Genomic DNA, 17,571 nt, shown 5'->3' with positions numbered 1-17,571 from the left:
AATGGAAAGCGCGGACAATACGGGACATTGCACCGGGCAGACCACCTGGACGGCCACCTGCAGGGCCCAAAGCGTGGAATATGCACGCTTTTGCCGCACAAAGACAGCTCGTCGGGAACCCAGGGAACCTGTGTGCGTTCTCAGGCCTTGCGCAGTTGATCGACCGTGTCGTGCAGGTGCTGCGTCCAGGTGCGGCGGTCGCGATCACCCGCCAGCTCGGGCAGGCCGTAGTGCACGACGGCCTCGATCGGCGGGGCGCTGAGCGTGCGCCAGATCGAGCCCACCAGGGTTTCGTCGCCGATGTAGCTGGGCGCAAAACTGGTGGCGCCCGTGGCCTTGTCGGCAAAGCGCAGGCCTACGGGCTGCACGGGCGCCTTTGCAGCCACGGCGGCCTGCAGCAGGTTGGCGTGGAAGGGCAGCATCTCGCGCCCGTCGCCCGTGGTGCCTTCGGGGAACACGGCCAGCACCTCGCCGCGCTCCAGCGCTTCCTGCATCAAGCGCACCATGCGCAGCGCATCGCGGCGCGAGCTGCGTTCGATGTAGAGCGTGCCCGCCGCCGTGGCCAGGGTGCCGATCAGCGGCCAGGCCTGCACGTCGGACTTGGAGACAAAGCGGCAGTGCCGCGCCGCGTGCATCACCGGAATATCGAGCCACGAGATGTGGTTGGCCACCAGCATCACCGGGCCAGTCACCGGGGGCTGCCCCAGGATGCGCAGGCTGATGCCCGCATGGGCCAGCAGCTCCAGCGACCACACCTGCACGCGGGCGTGTTGCTGGTCCGGCGACAGCGACGGAAACCGCAGCGCCACAATCCACAGGCCCTTGGCAATGTGGCCCAGCAGCCGCAAGAGGCGCCAGCTGGCGCGCAGGAACTTCACGGCCGGGCCTTGCTATCGCAGCGTCGCGCCGTCTCAGCTGCGGTCAAAAGCGACCTGTCCGCCGACCAGGGTCATGCGCACGCGGCCGGGCAGTTCGTAGCCCGAGAACGGCGTGTGTTTGCCCTGGCTGGCGAGCGCATCGTCCTGCACCGTCCACGCTGCCTGCGGGTCGAAGATGCAGAGGTCGCCCACGCCGCCTTCCACGATCTGGCCGACGCTGGCCTGCAAGGTGCCCAGCGCATTGCCCAGCACGCGTGCGGGCTCTGCCGTGACCACTGCCAGCGCGCGCTGCAAAGGCACACCACTGTCTTGCGACCACTTGAGCGCCAGCGACAGCAGCAGCTCCAGCCCCGTGGCGCCGGGCTCGGCTTCGGCAAACGGCAGGGTCTTGGCGTCTTCATCCACCGGGGTGTGGTCGGACACCAGCGCATCGATGGTGCCGTCGAGCAGCGCCGCGCTCAGGGCGTCGCGGTCGCGCTGCTGGCGCAGCGGCGGCGTCAGGCGCGCGCGGCTGTCGAAGAAGCCGATGTCGTTTTCGGTGAGGTGCAGCGAGTTGATACTGACATCGGCCGTGACCTTCAGGCCATCGGCCTTGGCGCGGCGTACCAGCTCCACGCCCGCAGCGCTGCTCAGGCGGCACAGGTGCACGCGCGCGCCGGTGGTCTTGAGCAGTTCAAAAATGGTGTGCAGCGCAATGGTCTCGGCCGCCACGGGCACGCCCGACAGGCCCAGTCGCGTGGCCAGCGCACCGCTGGCGGCCACGCCCTTGCCCAGGTGCATCTCTTGCGGACGCAACCACACGGTGTAGCCAAAGGTGGCTGCGTACTGCAGCGCGCGCTGCAGCACCTGGGTGCTGGCCAGTGGCACCTCGGCCTGGCCAAAGCCCACGCAGCCGGACTCGGTCAGCTCGGCCATCTCGGTCAGCACCTCGCCAGCGAGGTTGCGCGTGAGCGCGCCCAGCGGGAACAGGCGCGACTGGTGCAGCTTCTCGGCGCGGAACTTGAGCATCTCCACCAGGCCGGGCTCGTCGAGCACGGGGTCGGTATCGGGTGGGCAGACCAGGCTGGTCACGCCACCGGCCACGGCCGCAGCCATTTCGGATTCGAGCATGCCCTCGTGCTCGTGGCCGGGCTCGCGCAGGCGCGCGGCCAGGTCCACCAGACCGGGCAACACGATGCAGCCGGCAGCGTTGATGGTGCGGTTGGGCGCAAAGTCGGGCGGCACGCGGTTGACCCCCACGATGCGGCCCGCCGCCAGCGCGATGTCGCAGGTCTGGTCAAGGCCCGAGGCGGGGTCGATCACACGGCCGTTCTGGATCAGTATCTTCATGATTTCAAGCCAAATTGGCTGCTAGCGCTTGATTGATAAGCACGAGCAGCTATGAAAACAGGAGTATTCATCCTCAAGGTCACGCCTCGTTCCCCGCGACGATGGACATGACCGCCATGCGCACCGCGATGCCGAAGGTCACCTGCGGCAGGATCACGCTCTGCTTGCCATCCACCACGGCGGAGTCGATCTCCACGCCACGGTTGATGGGGCCGGGGTGCATGACGATGGCGTCGGGCTTGGCCAGTTGCAGCTTTTCCTGCGTGAGGCCGAAGCTCTTGAAATACTCCTGGCTGGAAGGCAGCAGCGCACCGCTCATGCGCTCGTTCTGCAGGCGCAGCATGATGACCACGTCGGCATCCTTGATGCCTTCTTCAAGCGTGTGGCACACCCGCACGCCCATCTGCGCCATGTCCGACGGCACCAGGGTGCGCGGACCCACCACACGCACTTCGGCGCAGCCCAAGGTGGTCAGGCCGTGGATGTCGGAGCGCGCCACGCGCGAGTGCAGCACATCGCCCACGATGGCCACGGTGAGGTTGCTGAAGTCCTTCTTGTAGTGGCGGATGGTGTACATGTCCAGCAGCCCCTGCGTGGGGTGGGCATGGCGTCCGTCGCCGGCGTTGATCACGTGCACATGCGGCGCCACGTGCTGCGCGATCAGGTAAGGCGCGCCGGATTCGCTGTGCCGCACCACGAACAGGTCGGCGGCCATCGCGCTCAGGTTGGCGATGGTGTCGAGCAGCGACTCGCCCTTGCTGGCCGAGCTGCGCGCGATGTCCAGGTTGATCACGTCGGCCGACAGGCGCTTGGCCGCGATCTCGAACGTGGTGCGCGTACGCGTGCTGTTCTCGAAGAACAGGTTGAACACGCTCTTGCCGCGCAAGAGGGGCACCTTCTTGACTTCGCGGTCGTTGACGCTGACGAAGTTGGCGGCCGTGTCGAGGATGTGCGTGACGATGTCGCGCGGCAGGCCCTCGATGGACAGCAGGTGGATGAGTTCGCCGTTGCCGTTGAGTTGGGGATTGCGCTTGTGCAGCACGGTCAGGCCTCTTTAGTCTTTGTCTTGGACTTGGAATTGGAAGGTGCCGCTGTCGCCACGCGCCAGGGCCAGCGAATGGGCGACCGGCAGGGCCACGCGGGCAGCAGCAAAGTCGGCCTGCACGGGCAGCTCGCGTCCGCCACGGTCCACCAGCACCGCCAGGCGCACGCTGGCGGGGCGGCCATAGTCGAACAGCTCGTTGAGCACGGCGCGGATGGTGCGGCCGGTGTAGAGCACGTCGTCGAGCACCAGCACGTCGGCACCGTTCACGTCAAACGGCAGCGCGGTCTGCGCACTGGCCGACAGGCCACGCTGGGCGAAGTCGTCGCGGTGCATCACCGATGACAACACACCGGCCGGGCCTTCCAGGCCCAGGTCTTTTTGCAGGCGCTCGGCCAGCCAGGCGCCGCCGGAGGCGATGCCCGCCAGGCGCGTGGTGGGAGTCAACATGCTGCGCACGCCGCGCAGCAGTTCGCGGTACAGCGCCTCGGCATCAAGCACCAGGCTGCCGGACATTCCGGGGGATGGGGTGGTCATGGGAGATTCCTCAAAAACTGTTCCAGGATGATGCAGGCCGAGGCCGCGTCGGCATCCTTGGCACCACCTGCAATGGCTTCGGTGGTGCTGTAGCGCTCGTCCACCTCGAACACCTGCAAGCCAAAGCGCCCGCGCAACTGGCGTCCGAACTTGAGAGCACGCGCGGTGTTTTCGTGGGCCGCGCCGTCGGGGTGGTAGGGCACACCGATCACCAGCGCATCGGGCTGCCATTCCTTGATGCGCTCGGCCACATGGGCAAAACGGGCGTCGCCCTCGGCCTGGATGGTGCGCTGGGGTGTGGCGCTCTTGAGCATGCGGTTGCCCGAGGCCACGCCCGTGCGCTTGAGCCCAAAGTCAAAAGCAAGAAAGGTCTGGAAATGCGCAGGAACGGCTGGCGGCTGGATGGACTGAGCGGGCGCGCCAGTCATGCGTGCCCCGCCTCGGGCGACAGCATCCAGGCCTGCAAGCCCAGAAGCGACAGGGCCCGGTCGTACCGCTCGGGCACGGGCGTGTCGAAGATCACCGACAGATCGGCGGCCACCGTGAGCCAGGCGTTCTCGGCAAGCTCAGACTCCAACTGACCCTCGCCCCAGGACGAATACCCCAGCGTGATGAGCACGCGGCGGGGACCTGCGCCCGTGGAAAGGGCTTCGAGCACGTCCTTGGAGGTGGTCATCTCCAGGCCACCGGGGATGGTCATGGTGGAGGCGTAGGCCGACTCGTCGGTTTCCCCCTTGTCCATGAGCATGGGTTCGTGCAGCACAAATCCGCGCTCGGTCTGCACCGGGCCGCCCTGAAAAACGGGCTCTTTGGTGAGGTCCTCGCGGCGCAGCGACAGGTCCACCTTGTCAAACAGGCCCTTGAGGGTGATATCGGTGGGCTTGTTGATGATGAGGCCAAGCGCACCGCGTTCGCTGTGCTCACACAGATAGACGACGCTGCGCGCAAAAGACTCATCTTCCAGGCCGGGCATCGCGATCAGGAAGTGATGCGTCAGGTTGATGGGCGCAGAATCGAAAGACATCCCGCAATTTTAACGGTGAACATGCCCCCCTCCCCCGAGCCCACTTACTCCCGTGGCCTGGTCTGGTTCCGCCGCGATCTGCGTGCCCACGACCAGGCGGCCCTGTACCACGCGCTGACGCGCTGCGAGCAGGTGTTCTGCACTTTTGTTTTTGATGAGGACATCCTCGATGCCCTGCCCCGCGCCGACCGGCGGGTGGAGTTCATCCGGGAGTCGCTGGTGGAGCTAGATGAAACCCTGCGCGCACTTTCGGGGCATGAAAGGGGAGGCCTCATCGTGTGGCACGCGGTGGCCAGCGATGCCATTCCGGCACTGGCCAACGCCCTGGACGTGCAGGCGGTCTTTGCCAACCACGATGACGAACCCCAGGCGCTGGACCGCGACCGCCTGGTGCGCACGCGCGTGGCGGCTGCAGGCAAGGCCTTCCATACGTTCAAGGACCATACCCTGCTCGAGCGCAGCGAGGTGCTAACGCAGACCGGCAACCCGTACAGCGTGTTCACACCGTACAAGAATGCATGGCTCAAGAAGATCGATGTGTTCCAGCTCAAGAGCTATCCGGTGGAGCGCCACGCCCACCATCTGGCCGCACGACCGGAAGCCTATTGCCAGCCGGTGCCCACTTTGCAGGACCTCGGGTTTGAGCCCACAGCGCTGTCCCAGCTGCGCCTGCCCACCGGCGCCCAGGGCGCACAGCAGTTATTCGACGATTTTCTCGGCCGCATCGAGCGGTATGAGGACACGCGCAACTTTCCGGCGGTGAAAGGGCCCAGCTACCTGAGCGTGCACCTGCGTTTTGGCACCATCTCGCCGCGCTTGCTGGCACGCACGGCGCACCGCCTGATGCTGGAGGGCAACCCGGGCGCCACGACCTGGCTCAGCGAACTGATCTGGCGGGACTTCTACTTCCAGATCCTGCACCACCACCCGCATGTGGTGGGCCAGAGCTTCAAACCGGCCTACGATGCCATCGCCTGGGAGACTGGCCCCGGGGCCGACGCCCTGTTTGCCGCCTGGTGCGAGGGCCGCACCGGCTACCCGCTGGTGGATGCCGCCATGGCGCAGATCAACCAGACGGGCTACATGCACAACCGCCTGCGCATGGTGGTGGCAAGCTTTCTGGTGAAAGACCTGGGCATCGACTGGCGCCGCGGCGAGGCCTACTTTGCCACGCACCTCAATGACTTCGACCTGGCCGCCAACAACGGTGGCTGGCAGTGGGCCAGCTCCAGCGGGTGTGATGCCCAGCCCTATTTCCGCATCTTCAACCCGGTCAGCCAGAGCGAGAAGTTCGACCCGGAGGGCAAGTTCATCCGCCGTTACCTACCCCAGCTCGCAGCGCTCCCCACCAAGGCACTCCACGCCCCCTGGCTGGCGCGCCCGCTGGAGTTGCAGGAAGCGGGCGTGCGCCTGGGAGACACCTATCCCTTACCCGTGGTGGAGCACGATGCCGCACGGCAACGCACGTTGGAGCGGTATGCCGTGGTGAAGACGGCTGCAGGGTGACAACACACGGACCCACAGACTCAAGCAGGTCGCCAAGGGCTAGCGATGCGCGGTGGGCGGCGGGTCGTCCGGCGGGGGTTCCTCCGGCGCCATCTGCATGCTCTCACCGCCCAGCGAGGCACCGGCGGCCAGCCGCAGTCGCAAACGCACATCGGTGCGGTTGTCGGCGTTAGCAATGGCTTCTTCGGGCGATATCGCACCGGCCTCCACCATGCCCAGCAGCGACTGGTCAAAGCTCCACATGCCCTGCTCGCCGCTGCGGGTGATGGCGGTCTTGAGTTCGTCGATCTGCCCCTTCTGGATCAGCTCGGCCACATAGGGCGTGAGCAGCATGATCTCGGTGGCAGGCACCAAGTGGCCCGAAAGGCCCGGCACCAGGCGTTGCGCCACCACCGCCCGCAGGTTGAGGGACAGGTCCATGAGCAGCTGGCGGTGCGCGTCCTCGGGGAAAAAATTCACGATGCGCTGCACCGCCTGGTTGGCATTGTTGGCGTGCAGGGTGGACACACACAGATGGCCGGACTCAGCGTAGTGCAGTGCGTGCTGCATGGTGGCCCGGTCGCGGATCTCGCCGATCATGATCACGTTGGGCGCCTCGCGCATGGCACGGCGCAGCGCTTCGTCATACGACAGGGTGTCGAGACCCACCTCGCGCTGCGTTACCAGGGATTTTTTGTGGCTGTGCAGGTATTCGATGGGGTCTTCTACCGTGAGGATGTGCCCGCCAGTGTGCGTGTTGCGATGGTCCAGCAATGCGGCCAGCGTGGTGGTCTTGCCCGAACCTGCGGAGCCCACCGTCAAGACCAGCCCCCCTTTGAGAAACGCCAGCCGCTGGAGGACGGGCGGCAACCCCAGCTCTTCCAGCGTCGGGATCCGCGCTATCACATGGCGGATCACCATGCCGACCTGCCCCCGCTGCATGTGCACGTTCACGCGAAAGCGCTCCCCGTCAGCGGTCTGCAGCGAGAGATCGCACTCCATCGTGGTCTCGAACTCCTTGCGCTGGGCCTCCCGCAGGATGGAATAGGCCATTTGCCGCACGTCGTCGGCTGACAGGACTTGCTGCGCAATGGGGATGAAGGCGCCCTGCCGCTTGATGGTGGGCGCAGCACCTGCCATCAGAAACAGGTCCGAAGCGCGCTCGCGCGCCACCAGGGCCAGGCAAGCCAGCAGCCGGGGGTCAGGGGAAGGGGATGGTGCCAGCGGGTCCATCACGGTGACTCGGTCCGCCCTATCGATGCACAGGACACCACAAGGCAAGGCAACAAGAGAGCACTCCCGACCCAGGCTGACTCGCAGGGTCGGGAGTGGGCCAGCATGGTGTCAGGCCTCAGCCGCTGCAGCGATGCGGGCGTAGTGCTGGATCAGGCTCAGCAGTTCTTCGTCCGAATATGGCTTGCCCAGGTAATGGTTCACACCCAGCTCCATCGCGTGCTCGCGGTGCTTTTCAGCAATCCGCGAGGTGATCATGATGATGGGCAGATCACGCAAGGCACCGTCTGCACGGATGTTGCGCGCCAGATCGAAGCCGTCCATGCGCGGCATTTCGATGTCGGACAGAACCACCGTCGGGCGCTCCTCCTGCAGACGCTCCAGCGCCTGCAGGCCATCGGCCGCCAGGGCCACACGGTAGCCTTCGCGCTGCAGCAGACGCTGCGTCACGCGGCGCACGGTGATGGAATCGTCCACCACCAGCACCAGCGGCACCTGGCTCGGTCCCGACAACTGTTGAGACACCACGGCTTTGCCCGTACCGCCGGCAGCGGGGGTGTCGGGTGCTGGCGCCATGTCGGCACTGGCTGCGCGCACCTGGTCGCCATACACCGTGGCCAAGGCCACCGGGTTGTAGATCAGCACCACCGCACCCGATGCCAGCACGGACATGCCCGCCAGACCTGGCAGACGGGACAGCTGCGGCCCCAGGTTCTTCACCACGACTTCCTGGTTGCCCAGTACTTCGTCCACGTGCATGGCCACGCGCTGGGCAGCGCTTCGGAAGATCACCACCGGGCGGGTCTTGCCCGCCGGCTCGGTGCTGCGGGTGGACGACTGCAGCAGGGCTCCTGACCAGAAGAACGGAATTTTCTCCATGCCGTCGTCAAACACGCCGGTACGGTAAGCCTCTGCCAAGTCAGGGGCCGAGGTGCGGCGGACGATCTCGACCACGTTGGCCGGAACGCCGATCGCCAGGTCACCCGAGCGCAGCATCACCACCTGCGTCACTGCGGTGGTCAACGGCAGCACCATGCGGAATGCCGCACCCTTGCCCGCCTCGGTGGAGGTTTCGATGCGGCCGCCCAGCGCATTGATCTCAGCACGCACCACGTCCATGCCGATGCCACGCCCTGCCAGACCGGTCACTTCTGAGGCCGTCGAGAAGCCTGGCATGAAGATCAGGTTGGCCGCATCCGCATCGCTCAGCTCCACGCCGGGCTCCACGATGCCCTGAGACACGGCCTTTTCGCGAATGCGCGGCAGGTTCAGACCCGCTCCGTCATCGCGGAACTCGACCGATACGTCATTGCCTTCGTGGTGCAGATCCACCGTGATGGTGCCCGACGACGGCTTGCCGGCCGCCGTGCGCACTTCAGGCTCTTCAATGCCGTGGGCCACGCAATTGCGCAACAAATGTTCGAAGGCGGGCGTCATGCGGTCCAGCACGCCGCGGTCCATTTCGATGGAGCCGCCGGTGATGTCCAGCTTGATCTGCTTGCCGGTTTCCTTGGAGGCCTGACGCACCACCGCGTACAAGCGCTCGGCAATCCCCTCGAACTCCACCATACGTGTGCGCAGCAGATCCCGTTGCAGCTCACGCGCCTGGCGGCCTTGGGCAATCAAGTCGTCTTCAGCGCCTTCCATGGCACGTTGCAGATTGCGCTGCACCGTGGCCACGTCGTTGACCGACTCGGCCATCATGCGGGTCAACTCCTGCACCCGTGTGAAGCGGTCGAACTCCAGCGGATCGAAGCCCGCAGCAGAGTCCTTGGACAGCGCCAGACGCGACTGCATCTGGGATTCGGCCTGCACCTCGATGTCGCGCAATTGCTGACGCAAGCGGTCCAGATTGCCCGACAGATCGGTGAGTGAGCTACGGAACTGGCCCAGGCGCGCGTCCAGGCGCGAACGGCTGATCATCACCTCGCCCGCCTGATTGACCAGGCGGTCCAGCAGCTGTGCACGCACGCGCACCGACTGGTTGGCTGCCACTCGCAGGGGCGCCAGCTGGGATGGTCCTGGCAGGCGCACGGCCGGAGCCGTTATCGCCAGCGGCTTGGCAGAAGATGCTGCCGCCGAGGGGACGGAGGCTGCGGCCGCATCCACCACATTGGCACGCAAGGCGGGCGTGGCTTCGACCGGCAGAGTAACCACCGTGTCGGAAGGACTCTGACCAATGGCACGCAGCGCCTCGAAGTTGGCTTGCAGTCCATCGAAACTGCCTTGCAACGGCTCAATCTGGTCGGCCGTGACGGTTTCTGCGTCCAGCTGCTCGATCGCAGATTCCAGCCGGTGGGCCATTTCGCCCAGGCGCATCGCCCCGGCCAGTCGCGAACTGCCCTTGAGCGTGTGCAGGGCTCGCAATACTTCGCTGCGGGCGCTGAGGTTGTCGGGGCGCGACGCCCATTGGCGCAACGCACCACCGAGCTGGGGCAGCAACTCGGCCGCCTCTTCCTCGAAGATGGGGAACAGGTCAGGGTCGATGACGTCGATCGCATCGATGTCGTCGTCCGCGTCCGGGATCGAGGCAATGGCGTGCGCGATGGCATCGTCAATGTGCTGATCGTGGTCGTGGATGACTGCAGACAGCGCGGGCGCCACATGGCCCACCACGGGGGCAGGCACAGCCGGTGCAACAGCCTCAGGCTCTGCATCCACCACGGGTACCTCCGCCACCGGCTCAGGTGCCAACTCGGCCGCAGCAACTTCGGACGCTTCCTGCTCTGCGGCATCGAGGTAGGCCTGCGCATCTTCCTCGGGTGGAGACTGGGTGCTGACCACCTCGGTTTCCAGAATCTGGCGCAGCTGGGCCAGCACTTCCGGGCTGGGCTCTTTGAGGAACCCGGCAGCAAACTGGTGCAACAGGCGACGGATGTCTTCCGCTGCAGCCATGAACGCTGCCGCTTGCTCTTCGGTGCCACCCGACTGCAGCTGCACGTGCTGCAGCGTGTGCTCCAGCACGCGGGCCATTTCGGACAGCGCGGTGAAGCCCACCGTGGCCGAACTGCCGGCGAGCGAGTGCGACAGGGCCACGGCCGTGTCAGGCAGTGGCTCATGCAGCTCCAGCGCCCATTCCTGCAAACAGGTCACCAAGCGACGAGACCATTCATCGGCCTCATTCAGGTACACGTTGTACAGCGGGATACCGATGCGCAGCGTGTCGATGACCTTCACCGCATCGTCGCTACCGCCTTCTTCCTGCGGCAGGGCATCGAGCAGATGCGCCACTTCTTGCGCGGGCTCCACTTCAGCGATCAGGTCGTCTGGCAACGCTTCGGAACCGGCCACAGCCACGTCCTCGGGGGCAGGTGCAAGCAGTTCGGCAGCCTCGGCCGACTCGGCCTCCAGCAGCTTCTCCAGCTCAGCCACGTCCAGGGCTTCCAACCCATCCGAACGAATGGGGGCCTCTATATCCACCACGTTTTGCGGTTCGGCGGCATCGAGCACCAGGTCTTCTGGCAGCAATAGTTCGTCGCCCAGGGCGCCCGCGGGCGCTTGCAGCGGCGCATCGACAGCTTCTGCGTGATCCACTGCAGGCACAGGCGCTTCCGCAGACACAGGTTCCAGGTCAGGCAGCTCCAAGTCGAGGACAAAGTCCACGCTGGACGGATCGACCACAGGTACAGGCTCGTGGGCAGACTCGTTCAATGCTGCAGTGAACACCGAGAAGTCGATCTCCTCGGCCACTTCCGGGGCAGCGTTGGCGCTCTCGACGGGCTGTTCGGGCACATGCTCGGAGATCTCGGTGGCCTGGAAATCCGGCACCGTCAGTTCTTCGTTGAGCACTTCGGCGGAGAGGGCATCCACCGGCTCTGCCGCAGCCTCGGAAAGCTCCGGCGCGGCCTGTGGTACTGTAGGTTCGGGCGCAATACCGCCACCCGATGGCATCGCCAGCGGTACCAGCGTGCCATCCAGGCGCATGGCGTCTGCCGACCGGCGGAAGGACTCAGGGTCCCAGCCCGTCGCGTGGCCTGAGGCGATGTCGTCTGCCCAGCTGCTGAAAGCATGCAGTGCGTCGGTGGACAACTGCAACAAGCTCGGCTGCATGGGCTTTTGTTCCGCCAGCCAGACGTTGAGCACCTGCTCCATCGACCAGGCTGCTTCGCCAAAGTCGTTCAGCCCCACCATGCGCGAGCTGCCCTTGAGCGTATGGAACGCACGGCGCAGTGTGGTCTGCTCGCTCAGGTCTCCAGGTTCACCCCGTAGCTGCTCAATGGCAGCCAGGCCGTTGACCACCACTTCGCGTGCCTCTTCGAGGAACACGTCAAGCAGTTCATCTTCGACATCGGGCACTGGAGCGGGCGCAGCCGCAGCCGCCGGAGAAGCTGTTTCCAGCGGTACGGGCGCGGCAACGGCGGGAACGTCAAAGGAGATATCCGGGGCCAGGCCTGCGGGCTCTGCCGCCACGCTGGCATCGGCTGCGGGGGTCGACTCAAAATCAGGGAACGGTGCAAAGTCCGTGGGCTCGCTGACAGGCTCCTGCACCGGAAAGCGGGGAATCACGTCTGGCACCAAGGTGGCAGAACGCTCTTCCAGCTTGGCAGGCGCTTCTTCCACAGCATCAGAGGCGCGCGCACGGGTTTTACCCATGAGGATGCGCAATTCGCCCAGTTCTTCGTCGTACACAAAGAGCTTGCGCGCCATGGTGCGCTGATAGCTCAGCATGTCGATCAGGAAACCCAATGCGCCCAGGCTGTTGCCCAGTTTCTCAAACGCGCTTTGGCGTTCTTCTTCCGGCACCTCGTTGATCAGCAGGCGCTCCACCGTGTCGCGCATGCGGACCACCGCCAGTGATGCCTGATCCAGCCCCAGCACCGACAGCACGCCGCGCATCTGCGCAAGATGCCCTGGCACGGTCGCCAGCACACCAGTGTCCTTCGGGTTGCGGAAAAACTGGTCCATGGCCTTTTCAGCCTCGCCCAGGGTCACCCGGAGCTCATCGACCACGCTGCCCATGGTCTGGTTGTCGCTGACCCGGCGGTACAGCTCTTCCATCCATTGTTCAAGGGGTTCGGGTTCGGCACCCGCCGTGACCGCGTCCAGACGCTCTGCAAGACGGCTGGCGCGGGCTTCCATCTGTTCGTCTGCCGTGTCCAACTCTTCAAAAGCTGCCTGCAGGTACAGCACGGAGGTAGCCACTTCCATCGCCAATGCGGGCGACGGGGGTTCGCCCGACCGGGTGGTTGAATCCAGGGCACGCGTCAGCGCCTGCGCCAGGTTCTCACTGCCCGGATGGAGCTTGCGCAGCGAATCGCACACCAGGCTGAACTGGTCTGCCGCTGGCTTGAGTTTGTTGCGGTCGCCACCCGCCAGGGCAGACCAGGTTTCCGTGGCCGAGGCAATGCGCTTGCGCGCCTGCGTCAACACCGCCGGGTCAAAACGTCCGAAGCGGGCAGTCTCGTAGTCCACCGGCTTGAAGCGGTCCAGCGCAAAGGCCTGACGGACAGCACGCAATGAGGGCGCTGCGTCCTCTGCCAGATCGGCCACCTTGGCCTGCGAGCAGAAGAACAGCAGGTCCTGCACCAGCCGGTCGGCAATCGTCGGATCGCCCTTGGCCAACGTGGCGTACTGCATGAGCACACGGGACGCCACGCGCTTGACGTACACATCTGGCGGCAAAAGGCCCGAGCCAAACGCATCGAAGAAACCCGCGCAAATTTTCCAGAACGCACGCGCCTGCCGATCTGTTTGTGCAGCCACAAAGCCCAGGCAGGTGTCGCGCAGGCTCAGGGCGGCCTTCAGGTCCCCCGACTTGACGATGCGCAGCACAGCTGCATCCAGCCGCGCCCGCGCCTCGGGACCGTAGGGCAGAGGTGGGCGCGATACCGCACCTTCGGGTTCACGGAAACGGCGCTCTACCGGCCACAAGTCAGCGGGATGAACACGGTCAGCGCCTGCCAATGCCTGAGCATCGCGGTACTGCGGAAACAGGGCCACGGGCGATACGGCTTTGCCCGCCAGCACGGTTTCCAGATATTCGATCAGCGCAAAGCTGGCGCGCTCGATCACGGCGGCAGCGTCATCGCTGCAGGTTTCGGGGCGCTGAACAAACTTCTGCACCGCCGATTCCATGGACCGCAACACCAGCGCCGGAGGACCCATGCCCACCATTTCCAGCGCACCACAGGCTTGGTGCAGTTGCTGGCGCGCAATGCGCAGGGGGCCAGCGTCCAGCGCCGCCAGATCGGACTCGCGTGCTACCTCGGCATCACGCACAAAGCGCCGCATCGCCTTGACAGCACCGTCCAGCGATTTGCGCAGCTCGTCAAGCACCCAAGCCAAAGGACCCAGGTCCTGATCTCCCTGGGTCCCGTCGGCGGCCGGTGCATTGTTGACATCAATAGATGACATGGATTCGTCCCCGGCTGCAATGAGCCAGCTGGTTGATGACTAACTGCTGCGTCAGGCGATCTTGAAACGTGCCACCGATTGGCGCAGTTCCTCGGCCATGTGCGAGAGCTCGCGCACCTGTTGCGCTGTGGTGCGGGTACCTTCACCCGTCTGCTCGGTCACCGCAAAAATGTGCTGGATGTTGTCGGCCACTTCGTTGGCCAGAACAGCTTCCCGGGAAGTCGAAGACGAAATCTGCTCAATCAGTTCGGCCAAACGGCGCGACACCCGGTCAATCTCGGTCAGCGCAGTACCAGCGCTGTCGGACAGGCGTGCCCCTTCCACCACCCCCTGCGTGGAGCGCTCCATAGCAGCCACGGCATCCTGGGTATCGGTCTGAATGGCTTTCACCAGGGCAGAAATCTGGCGCGTCGCATCGGCCGAACGTTCAGCCAGACGCTGCACTTCTTCCGCCACCACCGAGAAGCCGCGACCGGCTTCACCGGCGGATGCAGCCTGGATGGCAGCGTTCAGAGCCAGCACGTTCGTCTGTTCGGTAATGTCAGAAATCAGCTCCGTGATTTCACCGATCTCCTGCGACGATTCACCCAGGCGCTTGATCCGCTTGGAGGTGTCCTGGATCTGGTCACGGATGGAGTTCATACCGCCGATGGCGTTCTGCACGGCCTGCAGACCCGAGTCCGCGGCTTGCAGCGACTGACGGGCCACCGTGGCGGACTCTTGCGCTTGTGTAGACACCTCGTTAATGCGGGTCGCCATGTCCAGAACGGAGCGGCCGGTTTCGCGAATTTCACGCAGCTGCTCGGTCGATGCCGCCAGCAGTTCGGTCGAGGTGTTGTCCACCTGGGCAGTCGTCTGCGCCACGCGGGTCGCCGTGTTCTGCACGCTGCCCACCAGCTGGCGCAGCTCTTCCACCGTGTAGTTCACCGAGTCGGCAATAGCGCCGGTAATGTCTTCCGTCACGGTGGCTTCTTGCGTCAGGTCACCTTCAGCGACCGACTGCAGTTCGTTCATCAAACGCAAAATGGCGGCCTGGTTGGCGTCGTTGACGCGCTTGGCTTCCTGCTCCTGGCGCTTGGCGTCGCGTTGCTGGTTTTCCGCAGCTGCCTGACGGCCACGGCTGTCCAGCAGCTGGACGCGCGAAATGCCGATACCGCACAACAGCACGAACAAGCCTGCCAGTGCCAGAGCGGCAAACTGGCCGGCGCCCAGACCGGTCTGGGCGGACAGCTTGCTCTGCAGACCTTCCAGCTGGCGGCGCAGTGGCTCGCTGTCGGCAATGATGGCGGACTGTGCTTCGCGGGCAGACACCAGACCTTGCAGGTTGCCCAGAATCGCGCTGGCCTGGGTCCGGGTCTGTTCGTACAGTTTGATCAGCGCTTCCAGTTGTTCGCGGGTCTGCGCGTCCTTGGTGGCCGACAGGCGCAACTCAGGGCTGCCTTCCAGCAGGCCCTGCGCGATTTCCTTGAAGGAGTTCAAGTCCTTGCCCAACAGGAACACTGCCTCAGGGCTCACGCCTTCCATGGTCTGGAACTCGTTGGCAGACTTGCCGATACGCTGGGTCAACATCACCAGCTGGCCTGCGGCGGAGATTTCGGCAGCGGGCGCATTTTGTTGCAGCTTGAGCGAGGAGACCGTTTCAGCGATTTCCAGCAGGTCGGACGACTGGCGGTTGATGGTGCGCAGAGCGTCACCCACCTGCGTCAGGATCTTTTGCTGCCCCATCACCACGCTGGCGTTGCGCTCGGCGCGCTCCATCAGGGGGTTGACGGCGTCCAGATCGGGCTTGAAGGGTTCACCCAGCGACTGCACACCCAGCTCGTTGTCACCGGCATTCAGGGCGCGCACGTTGCGGGCCAGCACGCCAGAGCTTTCCACCACGTCCGGGAAGGCCTGTGGGCTACCCACCAGCGCCTGCGACACCGACTTGGCAAGACGTTGCGACTGCATCAGCGACTGGCCGGTAGCAGCCAATTGCTGTGCGGAACGGTCGGCCTGCTGCAGCACCCAACCGGCGATCAGCGCCAGCACCACCACACCCACGGCCAGCAAGGCCAGCAGTCGGCGCTGATGGCCGGCTGCGGTCGAGCGGCCCAGCAGGGGCAGGCTGATGAGGTCTTCTTCGGCCTCGGGCGCGGTCAACTCGGGCGTGTAGCCGTCGGGATCGCCCTGGACGCTGTTCATGGCTTCGGCCTGGTAGGAGTCGCGCAGTTGCGAGCCATCCAGCGCCCCCGTGGCCAGTAGATCCTGCCCATCGTCGGTCGCGCCGGCGGCTGCGCCGGTGTCAGGCGTGGCGGGTTTCCGGTTGAACAGTTTTCCAAATTGATTGACGACGGACATGGTGCAGCCTTACAGAAAAACTCAAGCACTGATGCTCAGGAAAGCGGGATGTTGGGACAGGATCTGCAAGTTCAGCTCCTGCCAGCGTGTGCCACTGGAATCGATATAGGTGGTGCCGAAGAAGCTGGGTGAATCCTCGGCGGGCGGCTCGGACGACATAAACGCATCCGTGCCGCGCAGACCGGCGAGGCGGTCCACCAGCAAGGCAGCATTAACGTCGAGCGCCGCATTGAATGCCAGCAGGCTGGCCTCGGACAGGGCTTGCTCGGTGCGTGCTGCGGTGGACCCCAGCAACCCGGCCAGATCCACCACCCCCACCAAGCCGCCGCGCAGGTTGGCCACCCCCAGAAACCAGCTCTGGGTGTAAGGCACAGCCTGCACCGATACCCAAGGGAAGATTTCCCCGGACTGCCCCAGGGGCAGCAAATAGAAATTCCCGGCGGACTCTACAGCCAGCCAGGAGGACACGGACGTACCTTCGGACCTTGCAGCCTGCAAGCGGCTGGCAAGTCGGGTCTGGAGCTCCCGTAGGGCTTCGCGGTTTGCCATGAGCGCGCCGCTGCCTCAGTTCAGAGCGTCGATTTTGGCCTGCAGCTCTGCGGGGTCCACCGGCTTGGTGATGTAGCCGCGCGCACCTTGGCGCATGCCCCAGACACGGTCGGTTTCCTGGTTCTTGCTAGTGCACATGATGATGGGCACATCAGCGTAAAGGGGGTCACGGGTAATGGCACGCGTGAGCTGAAAACCGTTTTGGCCCGGCATCACCACATCCATCAGGATGAGGTCAGGCTTTTCTTCGGCCAGACGGCGAAACGCCTCTTCGGCATTTTCTGCGGTACGGACTTGCATGCCTTTTTTCTGAAGCAGGTCCGTCAAAAACATCAACTCGGTCTTCGAGTCGTCGACGACCAATACTTTCTGAATGGGCATTACATGGCTCCTTGTTGGGAATTGCCAAACTGCTGCACTGCCTGCAACAGCTGGTCTTTGGTAAACGGCTTGGTGAGATATTCCTGGCAGCCGACCATGCGCCCACGCGCCTTGTCGAACACGCCGTCCTTGGAGGACAGCATCACCACCGGGGTATCTGCGAAACGGGCGTTGCGCTTGATGATGGCGCAGGTCTGGTACCCGTCGAGCTTGGGCATGAGGATGTCGCAGAAAATCAGCTGAGGCTGGTAATCGTTGACTTTGGCCAAAGCATCAAAGCCGTCGTCGGCCAACAAGACTTCGTGCCCCCCCTGCTTGAGAAAAATCTCGGCGCTTCGACGGATGGTGTTGCTGTCATCCACCACGAGCACTTTGAAAGATGCGCCTGTTGTAGTCAATTGTCACTGCTCCCGATGGAG

Annotated in this window: 13 protein-coding genes; 1 reads left to right on the top strand and 12 read right to left on the bottom strand. The window is 64.7% G+C overall.

Annotated elements, in window-relative coordinates:
- Positions 1-140: 140 nt before the first annotated feature.
- The 6 genes from CLU87_RS02200 to CLU87_RS02175 form a co-directional block, all read right to left on the bottom strand.
- A complete protein-coding gene (locus CLU87_RS02200; protein WP_099729343.1) occupies positions 141-878 on the bottom strand; it encodes a 1-acyl-sn-glycerol-3-phosphate acyltransferase in 738 nt (245 codons plus the stop codon).
- Positions 879-911: 33 nt separating this feature from the next.
- Positions 912-2,207, bottom strand: a complete 1,296-nt coding sequence (locus tag CLU87_RS02195; RefSeq protein ID WP_099729342.1) for a dihydroorotase — start codon at positions 2,205-2,207, stop codon at positions 912-914.
- 79 nt (positions 2,208-2,286) lie between these two features.
- Complete coding sequence (locus tag CLU87_RS02190; RefSeq protein ID WP_056066217.1) at positions 2,287-3,249, bottom strand: aspartate carbamoyltransferase catalytic subunit; 963 nt, start codon at positions 3,247-3,249, stop codon at positions 2,287-2,289.
- Between the two features lie 12 nt (positions 3,250-3,261).
- On the bottom strand, positions 3,262-3,786 hold the full coding sequence (pyrR, locus tag CLU87_RS02185) for a bifunctional pyr operon transcriptional regulator/uracil phosphoribosyltransferase PyrR (RefSeq protein WP_060987636.1): 525 nt from the start codon (positions 3,784-3,786) through the stop codon (positions 3,262-3,264).
- Positions 3,783-4,214, bottom strand: a complete 432-nt coding sequence (ruvX, locus tag CLU87_RS02180; RefSeq protein WP_099729341.1) for a Holliday junction resolvase RuvX — start codon at positions 4,212-4,214, stop codon at positions 3,783-3,785. The genes pyrR and ruvX overlap by 4 nt, the downstream gene beginning before the upstream one ends.
- The gene (locus tag CLU87_RS02175) at positions 4,211-4,810 is read right to left on the bottom strand and encodes a YqgE/AlgH family protein (RefSeq protein WP_015015583.1); all 600 of its coding nucleotides are present in this window, start codon (positions 4,808-4,810) and stop codon (positions 4,211-4,213) included. Before CLU87_RS02175 ends, ruvX begins: the two co-directional genes overlap by 4 nt.
- 21 nt (positions 4,811-4,831) lie before the next feature.
- Between CLU87_RS02175 and CLU87_RS02170 the strand changes: the two genes are divergently transcribed.
- Positions 4,832-6,316: a deoxyribodipyrimidine photo-lyase gene (locus tag CLU87_RS02170; RefSeq protein ID WP_199170869.1), complete on the top strand. Its 1,485-nt coding sequence runs from the start codon at positions 4,832-4,834 to the stop codon at positions 6,314-6,316.
- 39 nt (positions 6,317-6,355) lie between these two features.
- Here CLU87_RS02170 and CLU87_RS02165 read toward each other — a convergent pair whose 3' ends face one another.
- The 6 genes from CLU87_RS02165 to CLU87_RS02140 all read right to left on the bottom strand — a co-directional run bounded on the left by CLU87_RS02165 (position 6,356) and on the right by CLU87_RS02140 (position 17,550).
- Positions 6,356-7,528 carry a PilT/PilU family type 4a pilus ATPase gene (locus tag CLU87_RS02165; protein ID WP_099729339.1) on the bottom strand — a complete coding sequence of 391 codons (1,173 nt, stop codon included), beginning with the start codon at positions 7,526-7,528 and terminating at the stop codon, positions 6,356-6,358.
- 111 nt (positions 7,529-7,639) lie between these two features.
- Positions 7,640-13,882 carry an Hpt domain-containing protein gene (locus CLU87_RS02160; protein ID WP_099729338.1) on the bottom strand — a complete coding sequence of 2,081 codons (6,243 nt, stop codon included), beginning with the start codon at positions 13,880-13,882 and terminating at the stop codon, positions 7,640-7,642.
- A gap of 51 nt (positions 13,883-13,933) precedes the next feature.
- Entirely contained in the window at positions 13,934-16,222 is a 2,289-nt protein-coding gene (locus CLU87_RS02155; RefSeq protein WP_056066230.1) for a methyl-accepting chemotaxis protein, read from the bottom strand.
- Positions 16,223-16,243: 21 nt separating this feature from the next.
- The gene (locus CLU87_RS02150; protein WP_099729337.1) at positions 16,244-16,771 is read right to left on the bottom strand and encodes a chemotaxis protein CheW; all 528 of its coding nucleotides are present in this window, start codon (positions 16,769-16,771) and stop codon (positions 16,244-16,246) included.
- Positions 16,772-16,786: 15 nt separating this feature from the next.
- Positions 16,787-17,152: a PleD family two-component system response regulator gene (locus CLU87_RS02145; protein WP_005796104.1), complete on the bottom strand. Its 366-nt coding sequence runs from the start codon at positions 17,150-17,152 to the stop codon at positions 16,787-16,789.
- Entirely contained in the window at positions 17,152-17,550 is a 399-nt protein-coding gene (locus tag CLU87_RS02140; protein WP_005796099.1) for a PleD family two-component system response regulator, read from the bottom strand. Before CLU87_RS02140 ends, CLU87_RS02145 begins: the two co-directional genes overlap by 1 nt.
- Positions 17,551-17,571 lie beyond the last annotated feature (21 nt).

This window comes from Acidovorax sp. 59 (assembly GCF_002754175.1).
Taxonomy (GTDB): Bacteria; Pseudomonadota; Gammaproteobacteria; order Burkholderiales; family Burkholderiaceae_C; genus Acidovorax; species Acidovorax delafieldii.
The sequence above is the reverse complement of the archived record's forward strand: the minus strand, read 5'-3'. Positions and strand labels throughout refer to the sequence as shown.

Coding starts and splice junctions, on each gene's coding strand:
- CLU87_RS02195 (WP_099729342.1), bottom strand. CDS start 2,207: ATGAAGATACTGATCCAGAACGGCCGTGTGATCGACCCCGCCTCGGGC.
- pyrR (WP_060987636.1), bottom strand. CDS start 3,786: ATGACCACCCCATCCCCCGGAATGTCCGGCAGCCTGGTGCTTGATGCC.
- ruvX (WP_099729341.1), bottom strand. CDS start 4,214: ATGACTGGCGCGCCCGCTCAGTCCATCCAGCCGCCAGCCGTTCCTGCG.
- CLU87_RS02175 (WP_015015583.1), bottom strand. CDS start 4,810: ATGTCTTTCGATTCTGCGCCCATCAACCTGACGCATCACTTCCTGATC.
- CLU87_RS02170 (WP_199170869.1), top strand. CDS start 4,832: ATGCCCCCCTCCCCCGAGCCCACTTACTCCCGTGGCCTGGTCTGGTTC.
- CLU87_RS02165 (WP_099729339.1), bottom strand. CDS start 7,528: ATGGACCCGCTGGCACCATCCCCTTCCCCTGACCCCCGGCTGCTGGCT.
- CLU87_RS02160 (WP_099729338.1), bottom strand. CDS start 13,882: ATGTCATCTATTGATGTCAACAATGCACCGGCCGCCGACGGGACCCAG.
- CLU87_RS02155 (WP_056066230.1), bottom strand. CDS start 16,222: ATGTCCGTCGTCAATCAATTTGGAAAACTGTTCAACCGGAAACCCGCC.
- CLU87_RS02150 (WP_099729337.1), bottom strand. CDS start 16,771: ATGGCAAACCGCGAAGCCCTACGGGAGCTCCAGACCCGACTTGCCAGC.
- CLU87_RS02145 (WP_005796104.1), bottom strand. CDS start 17,152: ATGCCCATTCAGAAAGTATTGGTCGTCGACGACTCGAAGACCGAGTTG.